The organism is Anaerococcus rubeinfantis (assembly GCF_001487145.1).
Classification (GTDB): domain Bacteria; phylum Bacillota; class Clostridia; order Tissierellales; family Peptoniphilaceae; genus Anaerococcus; species Anaerococcus rubeinfantis.
Window position 1 is genome coordinate 1,559,179 of sequence record NZ_LN913016.1, and the last position, 17,661, is coordinate 1,576,839.

Annotated in this window: 15 protein-coding genes and 1 pseudogene; 2 read left to right on the forward strand and 14 right to left on the reverse strand. The window is 28.3% G+C overall.

The window, feature by feature from the left end; genetic code table 11:
* Window positions 1–9: 9 nt before the first annotated feature.
* From BN3265_RS08370 to BN3265_RS08400, 7 genes are all read right to left on the reverse strand, one after another.
* Entirely contained in the window at window positions 10–1,212 is a 1,203-nt protein-coding gene (locus BN3265_RS08370; RefSeq protein WP_058991314.1) for a DegT/DnrJ/EryC1/StrS family aminotransferase, read from the reverse strand.
* Window positions 1,213–1,223: 11 nt separating this feature from the next.
* Window positions 1,224–3,185: a polysaccharide biosynthesis protein gene (locus BN3265_RS08375; protein WP_058991118.1), complete on the reverse strand. Its 1,962-nt coding sequence runs from the start codon at window positions 3,183–3,185 to the stop codon at window positions 1,224–1,226.
* A gap of 204 nt (window positions 3,186–3,389) precedes the next feature.
* Window positions 3,390–4,703 (reverse strand): LCP family protein, encoded by a 1,314-nt coding sequence (locus BN3265_RS08380; RefSeq protein WP_245191106.1) that lies wholly within the window; start codon window positions 4,701–4,703, stop codon window positions 3,390–3,392.
* Between the two features lie 410 nt (window positions 4,704–5,113).
* Complete coding sequence (locus BN3265_RS08385; RefSeq protein ID WP_058991120.1) at window positions 5,114–5,533, reverse strand: SH3 domain-containing protein; 420 nt, start codon at window positions 5,531–5,533, stop codon at window positions 5,114–5,116.
* Complete coding sequence (locus tag BN3265_RS09570; protein WP_058991121.1) at window positions 5,530–6,318, reverse strand: tyrosine-protein phosphatase; 789 nt, start codon at window positions 6,316–6,318, stop codon at window positions 5,530–5,532. Before BN3265_RS09570 ends, BN3265_RS08385 begins: the two co-directional genes overlap by 4 nt.
* Window positions 6,318–6,974, reverse strand: coding sequence for a CpsD/CapB family tyrosine-protein kinase (locus tag BN3265_RS08395; RefSeq protein WP_058991122.1), 657 nt, complete (start codon window positions 6,972–6,974; stop codon window positions 6,318–6,320). Before BN3265_RS08395 ends, BN3265_RS09570 begins: the two co-directional genes overlap by 1 nt.
* Before the next feature lies 1 nt (window position 6,975).
* Window positions 6,976–7,668 (reverse strand): YveK family protein, encoded by a 693-nt coding sequence (locus BN3265_RS08400; protein WP_058991123.1) that lies wholly within the window; start codon window positions 7,666–7,668, stop codon window positions 6,976–6,978.
* Between the two features lie 284 nt (window positions 7,669–7,952).
* Here BN3265_RS08400 and BN3265_RS08405 point away from each other — a divergent pair, with 284 nt between their 5' ends.
* Window positions 7,953–9,425: a nucleotide sugar dehydrogenase gene (locus tag BN3265_RS08405; RefSeq protein ID WP_058991124.1), complete on the forward strand. Its 1,473-nt coding sequence runs from the start codon at window positions 7,953–7,955 to the stop codon at window positions 9,423–9,425.
* Window positions 9,426–9,434: 9 nt separating this feature from the next.
* Window positions 9,435–10,520: an NAD-dependent epimerase/dehydratase family protein gene (locus BN3265_RS08410; RefSeq protein ID WP_058991125.1), complete on the forward strand. Its 1,086-nt coding sequence runs from the start codon at window positions 9,435–9,437 to the stop codon at window positions 10,518–10,520.
* A gap of 67 nt (window positions 10,521–10,587) precedes the next feature.
* On the opposite strand, the gene BN3265_RS08415 is transcribed toward BN3265_RS08410, so the two are convergent.
* The 7 genes and pseudogenes from BN3265_RS08415 to BN3265_RS09800 all read right to left on the reverse strand — a co-directional run.
* Complete coding sequence (locus tag BN3265_RS08415) at window positions 10,588–12,078, reverse strand: MATE family efflux transporter (protein WP_058991126.1); 1,491 nt, start codon at window positions 12,076–12,078, stop codon at window positions 10,588–10,590.
* 150 nt (window positions 12,079–12,228) lie between these two features.
* Window positions 12,229–13,308, reverse strand: coding sequence for an NAD/NADP octopine/nopaline dehydrogenase family protein (locus BN3265_RS08420; protein WP_058991127.1), 1,080 nt, complete (start codon window positions 13,306–13,308; stop codon window positions 12,229–12,231).
* Between the two features lie 20 nt (window positions 13,309–13,328).
* Window positions 13,329–14,240, reverse strand: coding sequence for an ATP-grasp fold amidoligase family protein (locus BN3265_RS08425; protein ID WP_058991128.1), 912 nt, complete (start codon window positions 14,238–14,240; stop codon window positions 13,329–13,331).
* An 85-nt stretch (window positions 14,241–14,325) separates the two neighbouring features.
* Entirely contained in the window at window positions 14,326–15,543 is a 1,218-nt protein-coding gene (locus BN3265_RS08430; protein WP_058991129.1) for a hypothetical protein, read from the reverse strand.
* An 11-nt stretch (window positions 15,544–15,554) separates the two neighbouring features.
* Window positions 15,555–16,652: a glycosyltransferase gene (locus BN3265_RS08435; protein ID WP_058991130.1), complete on the reverse strand. Its 1,098-nt coding sequence runs from the start codon at window positions 16,650–16,652 to the stop codon at window positions 15,555–15,557.
* A 261-nt stretch (window positions 16,653–16,913) separates the two neighbouring features.
* Window positions 16,914–17,207: a hypothetical protein gene (locus BN3265_RS08440; RefSeq protein WP_058991131.1), complete on the reverse strand. Its 294-nt coding sequence runs from the start codon at window positions 17,205–17,207 to the stop codon at window positions 16,914–16,916.
* Window positions 17,208–17,455: 248 nt separating this feature from the next.
* Window positions 17,456–17,644: pseudogene (locus tag BN3265_RS09800) on the reverse strand (glycosyltransferase family 2 protein); the annotation flags it as partial.
* Window positions 17,645–17,661 lie beyond the last annotated feature (17 nt).

Consider the following 17,661-nt stretch of genomic DNA (forward strand, 5'->3'; position numbering starts at 1 on the left):
TTCTTTACTTTATTGATACTTTTTCACAATCTCACAAAAACTTTCAATTATATAATCAACTTCCTCATCAGTTAATTTTGTATGAAGAGGTAAGGTTATTTCGTTTTTGTAGTGGTTGTAGGCGTTTGGATAGTCTTTAATTTCAAATCCTAGATTTTTGTAAGCTGTTAATAGGGGAAGTGGCTTGTAATGAACGTTGCATGCTATTCCTTTTTCTGCCATTTCTTCTATTATTTTATTTCTTTGTTCTGTATCTATTCCAGGAACTTGTGTTATATAAAGATGACCTGATGATTTGTGATTTTGGTCAAAGTGGTTTAGACTTTTTATTCCTAATGGTCTAAAGGCCTTGTCGTATTTTTCTATTATTTCTTTTCTTCTTTTTAAAAGTGTTGGATATCTTTTTATTTGGGCAAGTCCTATTCCTGCTAATACATCTGTCATATTGCACTTGTACCAAGCTCCTACTACATCATATTCCCATGATCCAAGTTTTGTTTTGCTTAGAGCATCTTTTGATTGACCATGAAGGGATAATAATTGATATTTTTTGTAGAGTTTTTCGTTGTCTATTCCTTCTTTGTCTTTCCATGTTGCGTATCCACCTTCTGCTGTTGTGAAATTTTTTACTGCATGGAAGGAAAAGTTTGAAAAATCTGCTATTGATCCTACTTTTTCCCCTTTATATTCTGCTCCCAAAGCGTGAGCTGTATCTGCCATTACTATTATTCTGTTGTAGGCTTTTTGAATATCGTTATTTGCTTTGAATAAATTTTTCTTTTCTTCTACTATTTGGAAAATTTTATCGTAATCACAAGGAACTCCACCCAAATCTATAGGTATTATTGCTTTTGTTTTTTCGTTTATGGCTTCTTTTAATTTTTCGTAGTCCATTTCTAAATTTTCTTCTTGGGTATCTACTAAAACTAATTTTGCTCCAACGTGTTCTACTACTGAGGCTGTTGCTGTGTAGGTGTAGGCACTTGTTATAACTTCATCGCCTTGTCCTATTCCTAAGACTCTAAGGGTCATTTCTGCTGCTGCTGTTTGGGAATTTAAGCAAACTCCTTTGCTTGTTCCTGTAAATTCTAGCAAATCTTTTTCTAATTTTTTTGTTTTTGGTCCTGTTGTTATCCAACCTGATTTTAAAGCATCTACTACTTCGTTGATTTCTTCATCGCTAATATCTGGTGGTGAGAATGGTATGTTCATTTTTTTTGTCATTATTTATTACCCTTTCCTATAAATGTACTTATCAAAGTATTTATTGTGACAACTATGTCTAATTCGTCTATGTTTTCTTGATTTATTACTTTGTCTAATTTTTGGAAAAATTCTTCTCTTGAAAATTCTAATGGTCTTCCTACGGATATGCCTTCTACTTTTGTATCTGATAGGAGTTCTTCGTCCATTAGTCTTTCTTCATATAGTTTTTCTCCTGGTCTTAGGCCTGTGTATACTATTGGCATGTCTATGTCTGCTTTGTAGCCTGATAGTTTTATTAATTGTCTTGCCAAATAGTCTATTTTTACTGGCTCTCCCATGTCTAGTACGAAGATTTCTCCGCCTTTTGCCATTGAGCCTGCTTGTAATACTAATTTTACTGCTTCTTTTATGGTCATAAAGTAACGGATTATTTCTGGGTGGGTTACTGTTACTGGCCCTCCGGATGCTATTTGTTCTTTGAATAATGGAATTACTGATCCGTTTGAACCTAGGACGTTTCCAAATCTTACTGCTACGAATTCTGTTTGTGGATTTTTTCCTTGTAAGTAATCTTTTGGATTTATGGTGATTATTCTGTCACCATCGTTTATTGTTACTTTTGCAAGTTTTTCGTACTCTTGATTTTCTCTTATATCGTTTATTCCTTGGATTATTTTCTCACAAACTCTTTTTGTTGCTCCCATTACTGATGTTGGGTTTACTGCCTTGTCTGTTGAAATTAGGACAAATCTTTTTGCATTATAAATTAATGATAGTAGGGCTACTATGTAGGTTCCTCTTACGTTATTTTTTATTGCTTCTACTGGACTTACCTCCATTAATGGAACGTGTTTGTGGGCTGCTGCGTGAAATATTATTTCTGGTTTGTAGGTTTCGAATACTTTTTTTACTCTTGCATAGTCTCTTACTGATCCTATTAGGGTTATGAATTTTAAATCTTTATTATTTCTTTTTAGCTCTTGTTCGATTTCGTAGGCGTTATTTTCGTATATATCAAATATTATCAAAAGTTTTGGTCCGTATTGGGCGATTTGCCTACATAATTCTGATCCTATTGATCCGCCTCCGCCTGTTACGAGTACTACTTTGTCGTTTAGGTAATCAAAGGTTTCGTTTGAAAATATTTTTACTGGATCTCGTCCTAATAAATCTTCTATTTGGACATCTTTCATTCCTGACATTGATATGCTTCCTGATACTAATTGGTAAATTCCTGGTAGGACTTTTACTTCACAATTTGTTTCATTGCATATTTGTAGGATTTCTCTTTTTTGATTTTCTTGGGCTGATGGTAGGGCTACCAAGATAAGATCTATATCTTCTTTTTTTACAAGTTCTTTTATTAAATTTCTGTCACCATATATTTTGGTTCCGTCTATATATTGACCTTTTTTTTCTGGATTATCGTCAATAAATCCTACTACTTTTATTCCTATATTTTCTTTTTTATTAGATTTATTTATGTCTTCTTTTATAGTTTGTCCAGCTGAACCTGCTCCAATTATTAAGGCTCTTTTAAATTCTGGATTTCTGTCAATAATGTTGTATTTGCTTTGGATAATCATTTTGTTGGCAAATCTTAACCCAACAGTTAGAGTATATTGGATTAAAAATCCATAAACAAAATATGAAATTGGCATTCTTTGAAATAGTATTGATATACCAAAGATATGAATTAATAAGGAGAGAACTACTGCTTGTGTTATTTTTATTAATTCATTGTATGATGCATATTCTAATATTATTTTGTATAGTTTGAATGCTGAATATATTAGCAAAGTTACTATTGTATTTATTATGGCATAATTTTTAAACGCTTGTAAATATAGCTTTGGTATTTGGATAAAACTTCCATCAAATCTTAAATACAAGGCCAAAAAATATGCTATGTTTATGATTATAATATCAAAAACTAAAAGTATATATGTTTTTTTATTTAATATTTTTTTAGTTTCCATTTTTATTCCTTTTTATTAAATCTTTATTTTTTATAGGCATTATATCAAGATATAATTACATAAAGTAAATTTAAATGGATAAAATGCCCACTTTTATATTTTATCATTAATAGACCCAAAAATATACATAGGGTAAGCTATAAATTTTGATTTATTTTTTGAAAGAATTACAAAAATTTATACATATCTTACCCTTATATAATATTAATTTTCTATTTTATTTTTATTATTTTTCAAAATCCCATCATGAATTTGATCAATTGATTCATCATCAGCCCTCATCATGTATAATTCACTTCCTGGCATTAGGTATGATGGTAGGCCTGGTTCACCTTGGCCTCGTAGGGCTTGGCTTTTTATTTTCCAATTTTTTGGCTCATCTATTTGTCCATTTACCATTTCTATCATTTTGTCATATGGCATATTTGTATTTACTGAATCAAGCGCTACTTCTGCTATTGAATTGAAATTCAAAAGAGTTTCTGTTGACAATAATTTTCTTATTATTCCTGTCATTACTCTCACTTGATTTTTTCCTCTATCAAAATCGCCTTCTGCCAAGTGATATCTTTCTCTTGAATAACTTAATGCCATTTCTCCGTCCATGTGGACTGTTCCTTGTGGGAAATATTTCCCATCGTTTGTTTCAAAAGCCACTGGATTTTCTACGTCAACTCCATTTAACAAGTCAATAAGTTGGGTTAGGGTTGAGAAATTTACTTTTGCATAATAATCTATATTTATATCAAGGAAATTTTCTAATGTTTTTATTGAAGTATCAACTCCAAATAAGCCTGCATGGGTTAGTTTATCATTTGCGTAATCTCCAAGGCCTGCTATATTTACATAGGTATCTCTTGGAATTGTTGTAATCAGAATTTTTCCTTTTTTAGGATTTACACTCACGATTAAGTTTACATCTGATCTTGATACGGTTGAAAGGTCTCCGTATGTATCTATTCCCGAAATATATACATTGAAACTTTGGTCTTTTTCTACTTCTTTGTTTTGATTTAATTTGTCATTTCCTTTAACAGAAAATGATTTTAAAACCCTAGTTTGGTCACTAAAACCACCGATTGTATCATCGAGCATTTGTCTAAAGTTTTCATTTAACAAAATCGCTTGAACATTACCATTTATTAAGCTTTGTCCCAAAGTCAAATAATCACCGAAATCTTCAACATTTAAATCTTCGTCTGTTTTTTCCTTGTATTTTTTCAAGGTTTCTTTTATATTTTCATCATCCATTTTTTTGGCAATAGCTACTTGAGTTTCTTCCAAATCAGCCACAGTTTCAAGTGGTGAATCTTTCAAAACAACAAAAGACATCTTTGTTTTGGCTACGTCCTTTTTTTGGTTGATTTTTTCTACAGTTTGAATTGATGTGTTGGCATAGGACATAAATAAACCTTCAAATACACTTATCAAGAAAAGTATTATTATAAAAAAGGCCTTGACCGGCTTGCCTGTTCTTTTTCTTTTAAAAATTAATAAAGTAAAAATTATAAGAATCAACAAAATCAATCCTAATAATATAAACCTGTACCTTATTGGTAGAATATTGTATTTATTCAAAAAATAAAAAAACACTATGTAGACAATAGCTGCTAAAAAAATAGTAATTTTTGATATCAAGCTTTTAAACATTTTAAAACGTAATCTCCCTTATACTTATCTTATTTATTCTCACATTAGAATATACTAATTTGCAATATTTGTCAATTTTTTATGAGTACCTATCTTCATATTTATAAGCTTTATTCTTGGTTTTTTTATGTAGTTTTTGAAATTTTAAAAATTTAAATTTCAAGTATTTTTTACATTACATTTTTTCAATTTATTTACTACACACAAAAAAGCTTTTGTAAAATAATGATTTATAAAATCAAAATTTCACAAAAGCTCTTTTAAAAATCATTTTAGACCTAATTTTCAACGATTTTTTCCAAGAAATCACTTGCGACAAAACCAGTCTTTCCTTTATAAGTGATTTTAGACCAAGTTTCACCGTCATTATTTTCTACTTCCTCAATAAAAACAACTTCGGTATTTGCAGGGATTGAATCAATATAATTATCTTCGTCAACTGTAGGTGTTTGTCTCAAGTTTACACTTGTTGTAACCCTATAAGTTTCCCCGCCCTGATTGTTATTTAAATCAGTATTTTCTTCACTTGTATTTACTTCAGGATTGTTGTTTTGATCAATAATTTCCACATTAGAATTTGAATTGTCAAATACAGTATCAATCTTCACATCTCTTTGCTCGTATTTTTCTTGCTTTTTTTCACATGAGCTTAGGGCAAGAATAAGAGCAAAAGAGCAAACAATATATTTTATCTTCATTTTTTTCTCCAAAAATTAAATAAGCTTTTCTTCTTACTTTTCTTTTTCTTATCCTCATCTCTTACAATATCATCATAGCTACTTGCTATAAATTCATCATTTATAACTTTTTTAGGATTTGTCAAAGTGAGTTCATCAAATTTATCCTGACCAATTATTTCAATAATTTCTCTTTTTTCATTTTCAATATTTGGACTTCTCCACTCAGATTGGTGGGAATCAGTTCCAATAAAATGAACCATATTTTTTTCCAATAGCCTTTGGGTAGTTTTTCTATGAGAATTCATAGAAGAAAAATTAATCTGAACAAGAGCCCCCATTTTGATAAATTCATATAAAAATGAAGTATGAGCTTCAACATATGGATATCTTTCAGCATGAGCAATGATAGGGACAAAGCCTTCAAGAGAAAGATTATAAATCAAATCCCTCAAAAATAAAGGCTTATTTACAAAAGAAAGCTCACACAAAACATATCTAGAATTATTCAAAGTCAAAAGCTTGCCATCACGAATTTTATTCAAAATTTTTGGTTCAACTTGGATTTCATGACCTGGATAAATTTTAAAATCTAGGGATCTTTTTTTAATCTCATCATTTAAAATAGAAGATTTTTCCAAAATATCTTCCTTTTTTACCATATATCTTGATGGATCATAGTGACTTGTAGCAACAATTTCATTAAAACCATTTGCCATAAAAAGCTCAACCATTTTCAAAGATTCATCCAAAGACCTAGATCCATCATCCACCCCATAAATTATATGATTGTGAATGTCAATCATTAATAATAACCCTTGTAAGTAGATTCATTCAAATCAGCAAAAGTAAGAACAGCGCCCAAAACTTTACCATTAACCTTTTTCAAATTCTCAAGAGCATGGCTTACTTCTTCCTTTTTAGTATCCTTTGATTTAATAGCAAAAATAACCCCATCACAATAAGTTGAGACGATAGAAGCATCAGTAAACAAACCAACAGGAGGAGTATCCAAAAATACATAATCAAATCTTTGAGAAAGCTCCTTAATCAATTCCTTCACATGATTAGAAGCCAAAATTTCAGCAGGATTTGGAGGAACCGGACCAGAAAGCAAAACAAAAAGATTATCCTCATTTTGATCTTTAATCAAAGCCCTATTAAGTTCAACCTTACCAGTAATAACATTAGTAATACCCATATTAGTTTCAATACCAGCAACCTTGCCAACCTTTGGCATTCTAAGGTCAAAATCCAAAAGCACAACAGAATTTCCATTTTCAGCAAAAGATTTAGCAATAGAATACAAAACAGTAGTCTTGCCCTCACTAGGTTTAGAAGAAGTCATAGCAATGACCCTTTTCTTATCATCAATATCAGAAAATTGAATATTAGTTCTAACAGAACGAATAGCCTCATCAAAAACAGAAGAAGTACTATAATAACCGTGTTTTTTTGCCATCTTATTCTCCTTTACTCTTATCAGGAACCATGCCAAGAACAGGAATATCAAAAGCCTCAGCAATATCATCAGTTGTCTTGAAAGTCGTATCAATCAATTCCTTAAACAAAGAAATTCCTACACCAATAATAAAACCTAAAATCAAACCAATAACAGTATTCTTTTTAACATTAGGTGAAGAAGGCTCCTCAGGCAAATTTGCCTTATCAAGAATTTGAACATTATCAACCTTCATAATCTTTGTTACAGAATCCTTAAAAACCATAGAAGTAGCATTAGCAATATCCATGCATCTTTCAGGAACAGTATCAACAACCTTAACAGAAATAATTTGAGTATCCTTAACAGGTTCAATAGAAACTTTTTTAGAAAATTCTTCAAAATCCATATCAAGTTTCAAATTATTAACTACCTTATCAGCAACACCCTTACTCTTAACAATCTCAGAATAAGTAGAAACCAAAGCTCTGTTAGCATTAATTTGATTAAGGTCAACATCCCCGTTTTGCTTTTCCTGCTCATTTTTAGAATTACTAACAATCATAGTAGTAACAGCCTCATATTTAGGCGTAATAATAAAAACAGAAGCCGCATAGGATAAAGCAGCAAATATAATAGCTAAACAAACAATCGAAAACAGATGTTTTTTTAACTTCCTAAACAATTCTAATAAATCAATATTTTCTTGATCCATTTATATCTCCTTTATATAAAATTTTTTAAAAATCAAAAGAACTTAAAAATTCTCACTACCCTTTAGTTTATAACAAAATTATACAAATTTCAATATTTTATAGCAATTATTTTATAAAAAAATTTAAAATTAAATTATCAGAATATCAAAAAAATGTTTGTTATTAATTGTAACATATTTTTGTAAATTTAAAATCCTATATAAATCTTTGTTATTTAAATTGACAACACAAGCTTAACTTGATAATATTATTATACAATTTATAAATTTGAAATGGAGAATATATGAAAAAATTATCTATTGAAAAAATGGCTAAGACTGTTTCTGATAAAAGAAAAGAAAAAAATATTACTCAAACTAAGCTTGCTGATCTTAGTGGTATTAACAGGACTATGATTAGTCGTCTTGAATCTTTTGACTATACTCCTTCTATTGATCAACTTCAAAGGCTTTGTGAGGTTTTGGAGTTTGATATTGTTGATTTGTTTGTTGAGGAGAAAAAGGAAATTAAGAGGGATTTTTTGGATAAGAAATATAATATTGCTGTTGCTGGTACGGGCTATGTTGGTCTTTCTATTGCAACTTTGTTGTCTCAACACAACCATGTTACTGCTGTTGATATTATTAAGGAAAAGGTTGATTTGATTAATGAGAGAAAATCTCCTATCCAAGATGAATATATTGAAAAATATCTTAAGGAAAAAGACCTTGATTTGACTGCCACTCTTGATGGTGAGTCTGCTTATAGGGATGCTGATTTTGTTGTTATTGCTGCTCCTACTAATTATGATTCTAAGAAGAACTTTTTTGATTGTTCTGCTGTTGAATCTGTTATTGAATTGGTTTTGAAGGTTAATCCTTCTGCTACTATGATTATTAAGTCTACTATTCCTGTTGGTTATACTAAATCTGTTAGGGAGAAATATGATACTAAAAATATTATTTTTTCTCCGGAATTTTTGAGGGAATCTAAGGCTTTGTATGATAATCTTTATCCTTCTAGAATTATTGTTTCTTGTGATGATGAGAGTCGTGATAAGGCTGAAATTTTTGCTCATCTTTTACAGGATGGTGCTATTAAGGAAGATATTGATACTTTGTTTATGGGTTTTACTGAGGCTGAGGCTGTAAAACTTTTTGCTAATACTTATCTTGCCCTAAGAGTTTCATATTTTAATGAGCTTGATACTTATGCTGAAAGCAAGGGATTAAATACTGAAGAGATTATTAATGGTGTTTGTCTTGATCCAAGAATTGGTTCTCATTACAACAATCCTTCTTTTGGTTATGGTGGCTATTGTCTTCCAAAAGATACAAAACAACTTCTTGCAAATTTTGATAAGGTTCCTCAAAATATGATTTCTGCTATTGTTGATTCTAATAGGACTAGAAAAGATTTTATTGCTGATCAAGTTTTAGGAAAAGCTGGTGCCTATGTTTCAAATAGCAAATGGGATCCAGAAAAAGAAAGTGAAAAAATTATTGGTGTATATAGACTTACTATGAAATCTAATTCAGATAACTTCCGTCAATCATCAATCCAAGGCGTTATGAAAAGAATTAAGGCTAAGGGAGCAAAGGTCGTTATATATGAACCAACTCTTAAAAATGGCGAGACTTTTTACGGTTCAGAAGTAGTAAATAACTTGAAGAAATTTAAAAAAATAAGTCAAGCAATTATTGCAAACAGATATGATTCTTGTCTTGATGATGTCATCGATAAAGTTTATACTAGAGATATTTTTAAAAGAGATTAAGGTAAAAAAATGAATAATATAGATTTAAAAAATAAAACAGTTTTTGTTACAGGTTCTGCAGGTTTTATAGGATCAAACCTAATACTTGAATTATTAAAAACCCAATCACCAATAAATATTATTGGGATTGATAATATGAATGATTATTATGATGTAAATATCAAAAAATGGAGACTTGAAGAAATTGAAAAGTGTCTAAAAGAAAATCCAAATTCTACTTACAAATTTTATCAAGAAGATATTTCAAATAAAAAGATTATTGATAAAATATTTGAAGATCACAAACCAGATATAGTTGTAAATTTGGGTGCCCAAGCAGGAGTAAGATATTCAATTTCAAATCCAGATGCTTATATTTCTTCAAATATGATTGGATTTTATAATATTTTGGAAGCTTGTCGTCACTCTTATGACAATGGAGCAAAGGGAGTTGAACATCTTGTCTATGCTTCTTCATCATCAGTTTATGGTTCTAACAAAAAAGTTCCATACAGCACTGATGACAAGGTAGACAATCCTGTTTCACTATATGCTGCAACAAAAAAATCCAACGAACTTATGACTCACGCCTACAGTAAACTTTACAATATTCCATCAACTGGATTAAGATTTTTTACAGTTTATGGACCAGCAGGAAGACCAGATATGGCGTATTTTGGATTTACAAACAAGCTTTTAAATGACCAAACAATAGAAATATTTAATTATGGAAATTGCAAAAGAGATTTCACCTATATTGATGATATTGTTGAAGGTGTAAAAAGAGTTATGCAAAAAGCACCAGAAAGAAAAAACGGGGAAGATGGACTACCAATTCCACCATACAAAATTTATAACATCGGAAACAACAATCCTGAAAATTTACTAGACTTTGTAACAATACTTCAAGAAGAACTAATAAGAGCAAAAGTATTACCAGAAGATTACGATTTCGAATCTCATAAAAAATTGGTTCCAATGCAAGCAGGTGACGTCCCAATCACCTACGCTGATACCAAGCCATTAGAAAAAGATTTTGGCTTTAAACCAGACACTAGCCTAAGAGAAGGTATAAGGAAGTTTGCTGAATGGTATAAGGAATTTTATAAGATTTAAATAGAAAAATCCTAAGAATTTATTTTAAAATTCTTAGGATTTTTTATTATGATATTTTATTTAAATATTATTTTTTAAAACTTCTTAACATCCTATTAATATACTGCTTATAAAATACTGTATTAATTATACCTACAAATACTAAAGAAATTAGGCTAATTTTTATTGAATATATAATCCAAGATAACCATGTAATATTATTAATAGTAAAAAATTTAGAAATAATTGCAAAAAACAAAACTGTAACTCCATCAACTAGTAATTGTTTAATGAAATATTTTATAGGCCAATGTATTAAATTTTTTGAATCATATATTGCCATCCATACTGTTTGATAAAACATAGCCAAGAGGGTGCCTATTGCAACACCTGCTAAGCCTAAAATGTTTACAAATAAAATTGAGATTACAATATTTATTAGAACTGCAATTATATAATTATTTTGAGTTTGTTTGTAATGACCACCTGCTAATATCAATATATTATATGGTAGGCGTAAACAATGACCTGCATTTGCTGCTACTATCAAAACTGCAAATAGTGGTTGAATATAATTTGCATCATGTATTCCTGATGTATAGACTTCTACAAATGGAATTATTAAAATAGCTGTAACTCCAAATATAAAAGTTGTTCCAGTATGAATACTCCATTCAACCCAACCAAAAAATTTTCTTAATTTATCAATTTCTTCTCTAGCTAATAGCTCACCCATCAATGATTGGATTCCATTTGTCATTGACATAAGAAGTTTTTTTACTCCCATGACAACCATATTATATACTGAATAAACTGAGACAACTTCAAGGCCCATAAAAATAGTAAGAACAATATTATCTGTTCCATCTAGCACAACTGATGATACATGTTGGGCTATTCCATTCCATTTTTGTTTTATTGGCTCTTCATCATATGTTATATTCCAATTTATTTTATAGTTTTTCTTTACATAAAGAGAAAGAATTAGTGGTCTGGCTAAATATATTAATGATGTAGTTAGTTTTACTATGTGAATTGATGCTCCTAATTTTATTAGAATAAAACATGCTATAGTATTTAGTATTAATGTTATTGTTTGAATATTGTAAGAAAAATATCCCCTTTGATTTGCTGTTATAAGTAAACTATTTACAATTCCAAAATAGTATTGGGCAAAAGAGCTTATACTTATGACTAGAATCATTGTAGCCGTATACAAAAATCCAAAATTTGTTTTTGCTATTAACGGATATATTCCCATCAAAATTACAACATAAACTAAAAGTATGGTAGCAAGTCTTGAAAAAAACTTCTGACCTGATACAACAATCTTGCTAATTTCTTCATTATTTTTTTCTGCCAAGGGCTTATATAATGAAGATTGAATTACTGCACCTACACCTAGTTCAAGAAAGGCTATTATAGCTAAAAATTGCATAATGGAATTTATTAATCCGTTAACTTCAGATCCATAAGTTTGTAAAATTAGTCTTGGAACTATAAATCCACAAATAATTGTAGTCAGTTGAAATATAAATGATGAACTTGTATTAAGGGCTAAAAGTTTTTTTCTGTTCAAATGTAATTATCTCCATATATTTAAATTATTTTTATAAAATTAGTTAAAATCAGTCAGTTAAACTGAAAATTTCTTTAAAGTTGTTGTAATATTGTGTAAAACAATATACTATTAATATCATTACAATTTATTATATTGTCGATTTATATATTATAACAAGGCGTCATTAATTAACTTATTAATATTATCCTTGCCTAACTTCTCTAATGTTCGTCCATTAGCTCTAAGGTTTTCTCCTAATGCAGCACTGGCAATTTCTATTAATGAACTTGTTATTGGAGTTTCTAAGTTTAGATGATTACCCAACGATTCTAGCAAAACTAAACCTTGAGGTACATCTTCGGTAATAAACCTTGATCTGACATCGTTTGGTCCGCTAACCGCTTCCTCAGATTGAGCATAATCTATAAAGACATCTTTGCTATTTATATCTAAATTTTCTGAATTTCTGTATTTACATGCATCTAAATAGGATATTTCTCTTAGGTTTAATTCTGCTAAAATATTTTTCTTTTCTTGATCAAGTTTTTCTACAATATTCCAAGTATACAAGCTATCTTCTTTATAAACTTCATGATACATATTAAAATTACCCTTACTGCTCTCAATTCTAGGTATACTCATAATTGAACCAACTGTATGAACAATAAGATTAGGATTGTGAAGAGATGCTTCAAGAACACAATTTAGATATGTAATTTTTTCATCAAGTTTATCTAGCGTGTTCATTGCTTCAATTTTTCTTTTTTTTGGATAAATTCCTATCGGATTTCTTACATTCCTAAAACTAACCTTAAAATACCCAGGTTTATGGATTCTTCCATCAATAAAGGAACTCTCAGCCTCCGCTATCATTATATTTTTACTACAATATTTCAAAAGATATGCACTAGATAAATAACCGGGATTAAATAAAATTAATTGATCATCTACAATATGTCGTGATATCTTCTTTATTAATTCTAAATGATAATTTGTTTGTACAAAAATAATTACTACTTTGCTACCTTTTATATCACTAATATCACGACTTAATTTTTTTATCTTAGACTTTTTTATGGTTCCAAATTCATCTAAAATCATTTCACCTTTATTTTTTAATAAATACTCAAAGTTATCATCATGCAATGAATGTGATGTTTTTATTAAAGTGACATCATGACCTTTTATACTTAAATCTGCAGCTACTGCGCATCCTGCATTACCCGCGCCTAAAATTGAAATTTTCATATTTTCTCCGTTCATCATTTTTAATTTATATTATTTATATCTATTAAGCTACCCAAATATAAATCAGCTTCTGGAAGTATATTACTATCAAAACCACTATCTGGATAAAAAGTCATTTCTCCAAAATATATTTTTCCATAGCTTTGGTATAAATCCACCCTAACAAAAGGAAATCCTTCTGAAAGCTTAGATGCAATTTCAAACATTTCAGCTATACACTCAGGTTTTGGAATTGTAAAATCTTTTGGTGCCTCTTTCCCTCTTTTATTAAGCCTTTTTAGCTTCCAATCTTTATCAAAGAAATAAAACTTAGGATCTCCAGAATTTCTATCTAAACATACCATCACACAATCAACATATCCATTAAAACAAAAAAATTTATAATCTGTAAATTCATCAGAATTTGAATCATCAACCATATATTTTTCTGCTATTATTTTTCTTGGAACATTTTTATAAGGCCATTCCCTTCCAGAATAATAATAATTCGTCTTCAATGATTTTTTTAATTTTTTCTTTGCTATATTTGCATCAAAATTTTTTTTATCCCTACAAATAGAAAGACCACCTGAATCATGATTACATTTCAAGACAAACTTATTTGGTAACGAATCAAAGTCAATATCATCAGGATCATCCCAAACTCCCAATAATGAGATTAAGTATTCTTCTCCAATTTTGTCTGCTATATATTCTCTAACCTTATACTTATCTACCATCATTGTATATCTTGGCTTTCTATCATACAATTTTAGCCATTGTAATTTTTCATTAAATGTTTTTGGATTATTTAAATTTAAAGAATAGCCCATATATGATTTGAATAATTTTTCTATATAAATTTTATCATCCATATCATTGTAGAAGCTTCTATTAGACAAGACTATAAATCTATAATCCTTGTCACGAATGAATTTTAATAATTTCATCATTTCAACTCCTTATCTAGTTATAAAACATAATTATTCATTAAATTATTTTCTTAAATACTCATAGATACATTATTTCCCATATGTGTTACTCGTTATTAACTAATAAACACAGAGAAATAATGAACGACATCTGAACTGATGTTGAATTAGTAAAAAAAGCTTCTGCAAAAGAGGCGAATATAGAATAAGCCCAAATTATTATATAACTTTTTCTATTAATATTATTGACAATTTTCTTAAAGTAATAGAAAAAAAGTTTTATGAAAATTCTAATTTGTAATAAAAATCCTAGAATACCAAATTGTCCATATATATAAGGCCAATAAACATCTCCTATATATGATATATTATCTTCACTAATCCCGAGAACATTAGAAATTCCATAATTATAGTAAATCGATGAATAATATCTTCCTGATAAAGATGAAGCAAATGTTCCAAATCCTGTACCTAATGGAAAATGTTCGTAAGCTAATCTAAGTCCAACTAAATATAAGGCTGGTCTCGCAGCTGTTAATCCGTACTGAAAATATAAAATAAATTTATCCTTAGCAAATAAATACATAAAGGAAGAAACTAATATTATACTTAAAAAAATGTACCTTTTTTTAAGTAACATTCTATTATTCCTAAAAGTAAATAAATTTTCCAAATATCTCTTTGGGATTAAAAGTATAGCTAATATAAATGCGACTATAAAATAAGCTTTACTTCTTTGAGTCATAAACATAATAGATAAACACATAAAAAGATAAGTTTTATTTAATTTAACTTCGCCTATCATAAATATAATCAACATTATTAAGCAAGTAAAAACTAAGAATGTTGGGTGGGGGAATATAAATAAAAATGTCTTTAATATTCTGTCTTCTTCGCTTTTGTATAATCCTATATCTATAAAGTATCCTAGTATCATAGATATAAACATAATAATAGTTATTATTTTAGTTATGATTGTAATCTCTTTAAATTTTCTTTTTATATTCATTATTTTTAATATTTTTGGTAAAGCTATAAAAGTAATAGGAAACTTTAAATAAGCAACCACATCTTTGAGCATAGCTATTTTATTAGTTTGATAAGTGGAATTATTAAAATTACCTATAATTCCAATAACGATAACTAAAAATGATAAAAGTAGTATATTAAAAGTTATTCTCTTTATTTCGCCCTTTTTTAATACTATTGAAGTTAAATATAAAATTGAAATTATAAATATAATTTCATCCCAATAATTTATATATGGTATATTATATTCAAAAACAGCAGAAAATAATATAAATATATACATTATAATAATCATAATACACCTCTTTAAAATACTAGTTTTTCAATAAGTTCTATGTATTGATCTAATATAATATCAGAACTATACTTTAACGCTGTTTTCTTTATATCTAAATAATTCCATTTTTTATTAATAGCCTTATTCATGGATAAAGCCAAAGAATCTACATCTAAATATTTAACTAAATATCCATTGATATTCTCTTCCACAATTTCATCTGCTCCACTTGGCATATCATAAGAGACAACCGGAGTACCACAAGCAATTGATTCTATCAATACATTTGGAAATCCTTCATAATAAGATGATAAGACCAGTACTCTAGATCTATTATAGATAGAAATTATATCTTCAGAATATTCCTCAATAATAATATTATCACTTAATTTTTTTGATAAAATATAATCTTGCAAATAATTCTTTTCACTTCCATCTCCTACTAATGCCAAGTTATGATCTCTATCTAACTTACTAAATGCATCAATTAACATTTTTAAGCCTTTTTGATGTTCAAACCTACCTACAAATAAAAAATCATAATTTTTCTCTAATAAATCAACATTATTTGAAATCTCATACTCAAACTGTTTTGATAAAGGATTATTTATTACAAATACTTTTGAGTCTTTAAAACTAAAATTTTCAATCAAATCCCCTTTCATTCCAAAGGATTGCGCAATAACATAATCAATTCGATGATAGAATATTTTAACTAAAAATTTGCTAATATATTTCCTAAAAAATGATTTTGCATATTTATAATCAAAAGATAGTGTATTTATACACCTACCTATTATAAGAAAATTACTCTTTAAGAATTTTCTTATAATAAAAAGATTTACAGCAAGTTCAGGGCTAAATGGTAAACATGCATCACATGATTCATTTTTGTAAAAATTATACATTTTAGGTAACATTTTTTTTGCTGAATTTGCAGATAAACTAATTACTTCAATATTTTTATTTATTTCTTTTTTATAAATCGGATTTTCTAAATTTTGAACTAATATTTTTACTTCATAATTTTTTTCATATAGATAATTAGCAAGGCTTATAAATACTCTCTGAGCCCCTCCAATCGATAAGTCGGATATTAACATAATTATTTTTTTCTTTTTATTCATTATATATTAGAGCCCCCTAACATTATTAGCCAGCATATTAATCTATATTAGATGAATTTTCTAATAAACTTATCTGGTAATATTTTAATTGTGCCAAAAAGTAAATTCCCTAGTTTTATTTTCAATAAATAAAAATAAATAAAAAGGAATTGACTTCAATTTGAACTTTATTGGTTTAAATTCACTAATTGATCTTTTAATATTCTTATTGTTTATATATATTAAAGACTTTTTTTCCTCTTTTTCCCTTACTAGACAATATCATTGAAAGTTGTATAGCATAAAAATTAGTGTTCTTTGCCAATATTCGTGAACATCAGTTTCTTTTCTTGCTACAATTAATTTTTCTTTATTCTTAACCATAAAAAAAGAATTTTGACTATTAGTTACATTAGCACTTTCTTCTCGAATTCTTAGATAATATAAAGTTTCTTTTAAAATTCCTACAGATGTTGAAAACAAAAGGCATGTATTAATAAGATTTGTATCTTCACCTAAACTTAAATTAGTATCAAATAATAACTTATTATTTTTAACAATATTAGAATCTAGCATTATTCTCCACAAATCTGTATGCTTTTTTCCTTCTCTTAATCCTTTTTTTCTAGTATACACTGATTTATATCGTTAAATGAACGACCAATAAACGCTGGTACAACTTTTTCGATAATATCTTCATCTAAATAAATACCATCTACCTTAAAAATATGCTCATTTTTTTACTTCACCATTTATAATATCAGCATATCCATAAAGTACACTTTCAAAATAATTAATTTTAGAATATTCTATGCATTTTTCTATTAGATTTTTTCAAATACATCATCTGAATCCAAAAAGAATATTTTATCACCTTTAACTTTAGCTATTCCATAATTTATTGCAGATGAAACACCAGAGTTTTCTTAATAATATTCTACTCTATCATATTTAAATCTCTTTATAATTTTAGATGTATTATCAGTGGATCCATCATCTAAAAATATTATCTGTAAATTTTTGTACGATT

Excerpts from the sequence above, each read along its gene's own strand:
- BN3265_RS08370 (WP_058991314.1), bottom strand. The coding sequence starts at position 1,212 with ATGAACATACCATTCTCACCACCAGATATTAGCGATGAAGAAATCAAC.
- BN3265_RS08375 (WP_058991118.1), bottom strand. The coding sequence starts at position 3,185 with ATGGAAACTAAAAAAATATTAAATAAAAAAACATATATACTTTTAGTT.
- BN3265_RS08385 (WP_058991120.1), bottom strand. The coding sequence starts at position 5,533 with ATGAAGATAAAATATATTGTTTGCTCTTTTGCTCTTATTCTTGCCCTA.
- BN3265_RS09570 (WP_058991121.1), bottom strand. The coding sequence starts at position 6,318 with ATGATTGACATTCACAATCATATAATTTATGGGGTGGATGATGGATCT.
- BN3265_RS08395 (WP_058991122.1), bottom strand. The coding sequence starts at position 6,974 with ATGGCAAAAAAACACGGTTATTATAGTACTTCTTCTGTTTTTGATGAG.
- BN3265_RS08400 (WP_058991123.1), bottom strand. The coding sequence starts at position 7,668 with ATGGATCAAGAAAATATTGATTTATTAGAATTGTTTAGGAAGTTAAAA.
- BN3265_RS08405 (WP_058991124.1), top strand. The coding sequence starts at position 7,953 with ATGAAAAAATTATCTATTGAAAAAATGGCTAAGACTGTTTCTGATAAA.
- BN3265_RS08410 (WP_058991125.1), top strand. The coding sequence starts at position 9,435 with ATGAATAATATAGATTTAAAAAATAAAACAGTTTTTGTTACAGGTTCT.
- BN3265_RS08420 (WP_058991127.1), bottom strand. The coding sequence starts at position 13,308 with ATGAAAATTTCAATTTTAGGCGCGGGTAATGCAGGATGCGCAGTAGCT.
- BN3265_RS08425 (WP_058991128.1), bottom strand. The coding sequence starts at position 14,240 with ATGATGAAATTATTAAAATTCATTCGTGACAAGGATTATAGATTTATA.
- BN3265_RS08430 (WP_058991129.1), bottom strand. The coding sequence starts at position 15,543 with ATGATTATTATAATGTATATATTTATATTATTTTCTGCTGTTTTTGAA.
- BN3265_RS08435 (WP_058991130.1), bottom strand. The coding sequence starts at position 16,652 with ATGAATAAAAAGAAAAAAATAATTATGTTAATATCCGACTTATCGATT.
- BN3265_RS08440 (WP_058991131.1), bottom strand. The coding sequence starts at position 17,207 with ATGCTAGATTCTAATATTGTTAAAAATAATAAGTTATTATTTGATACT.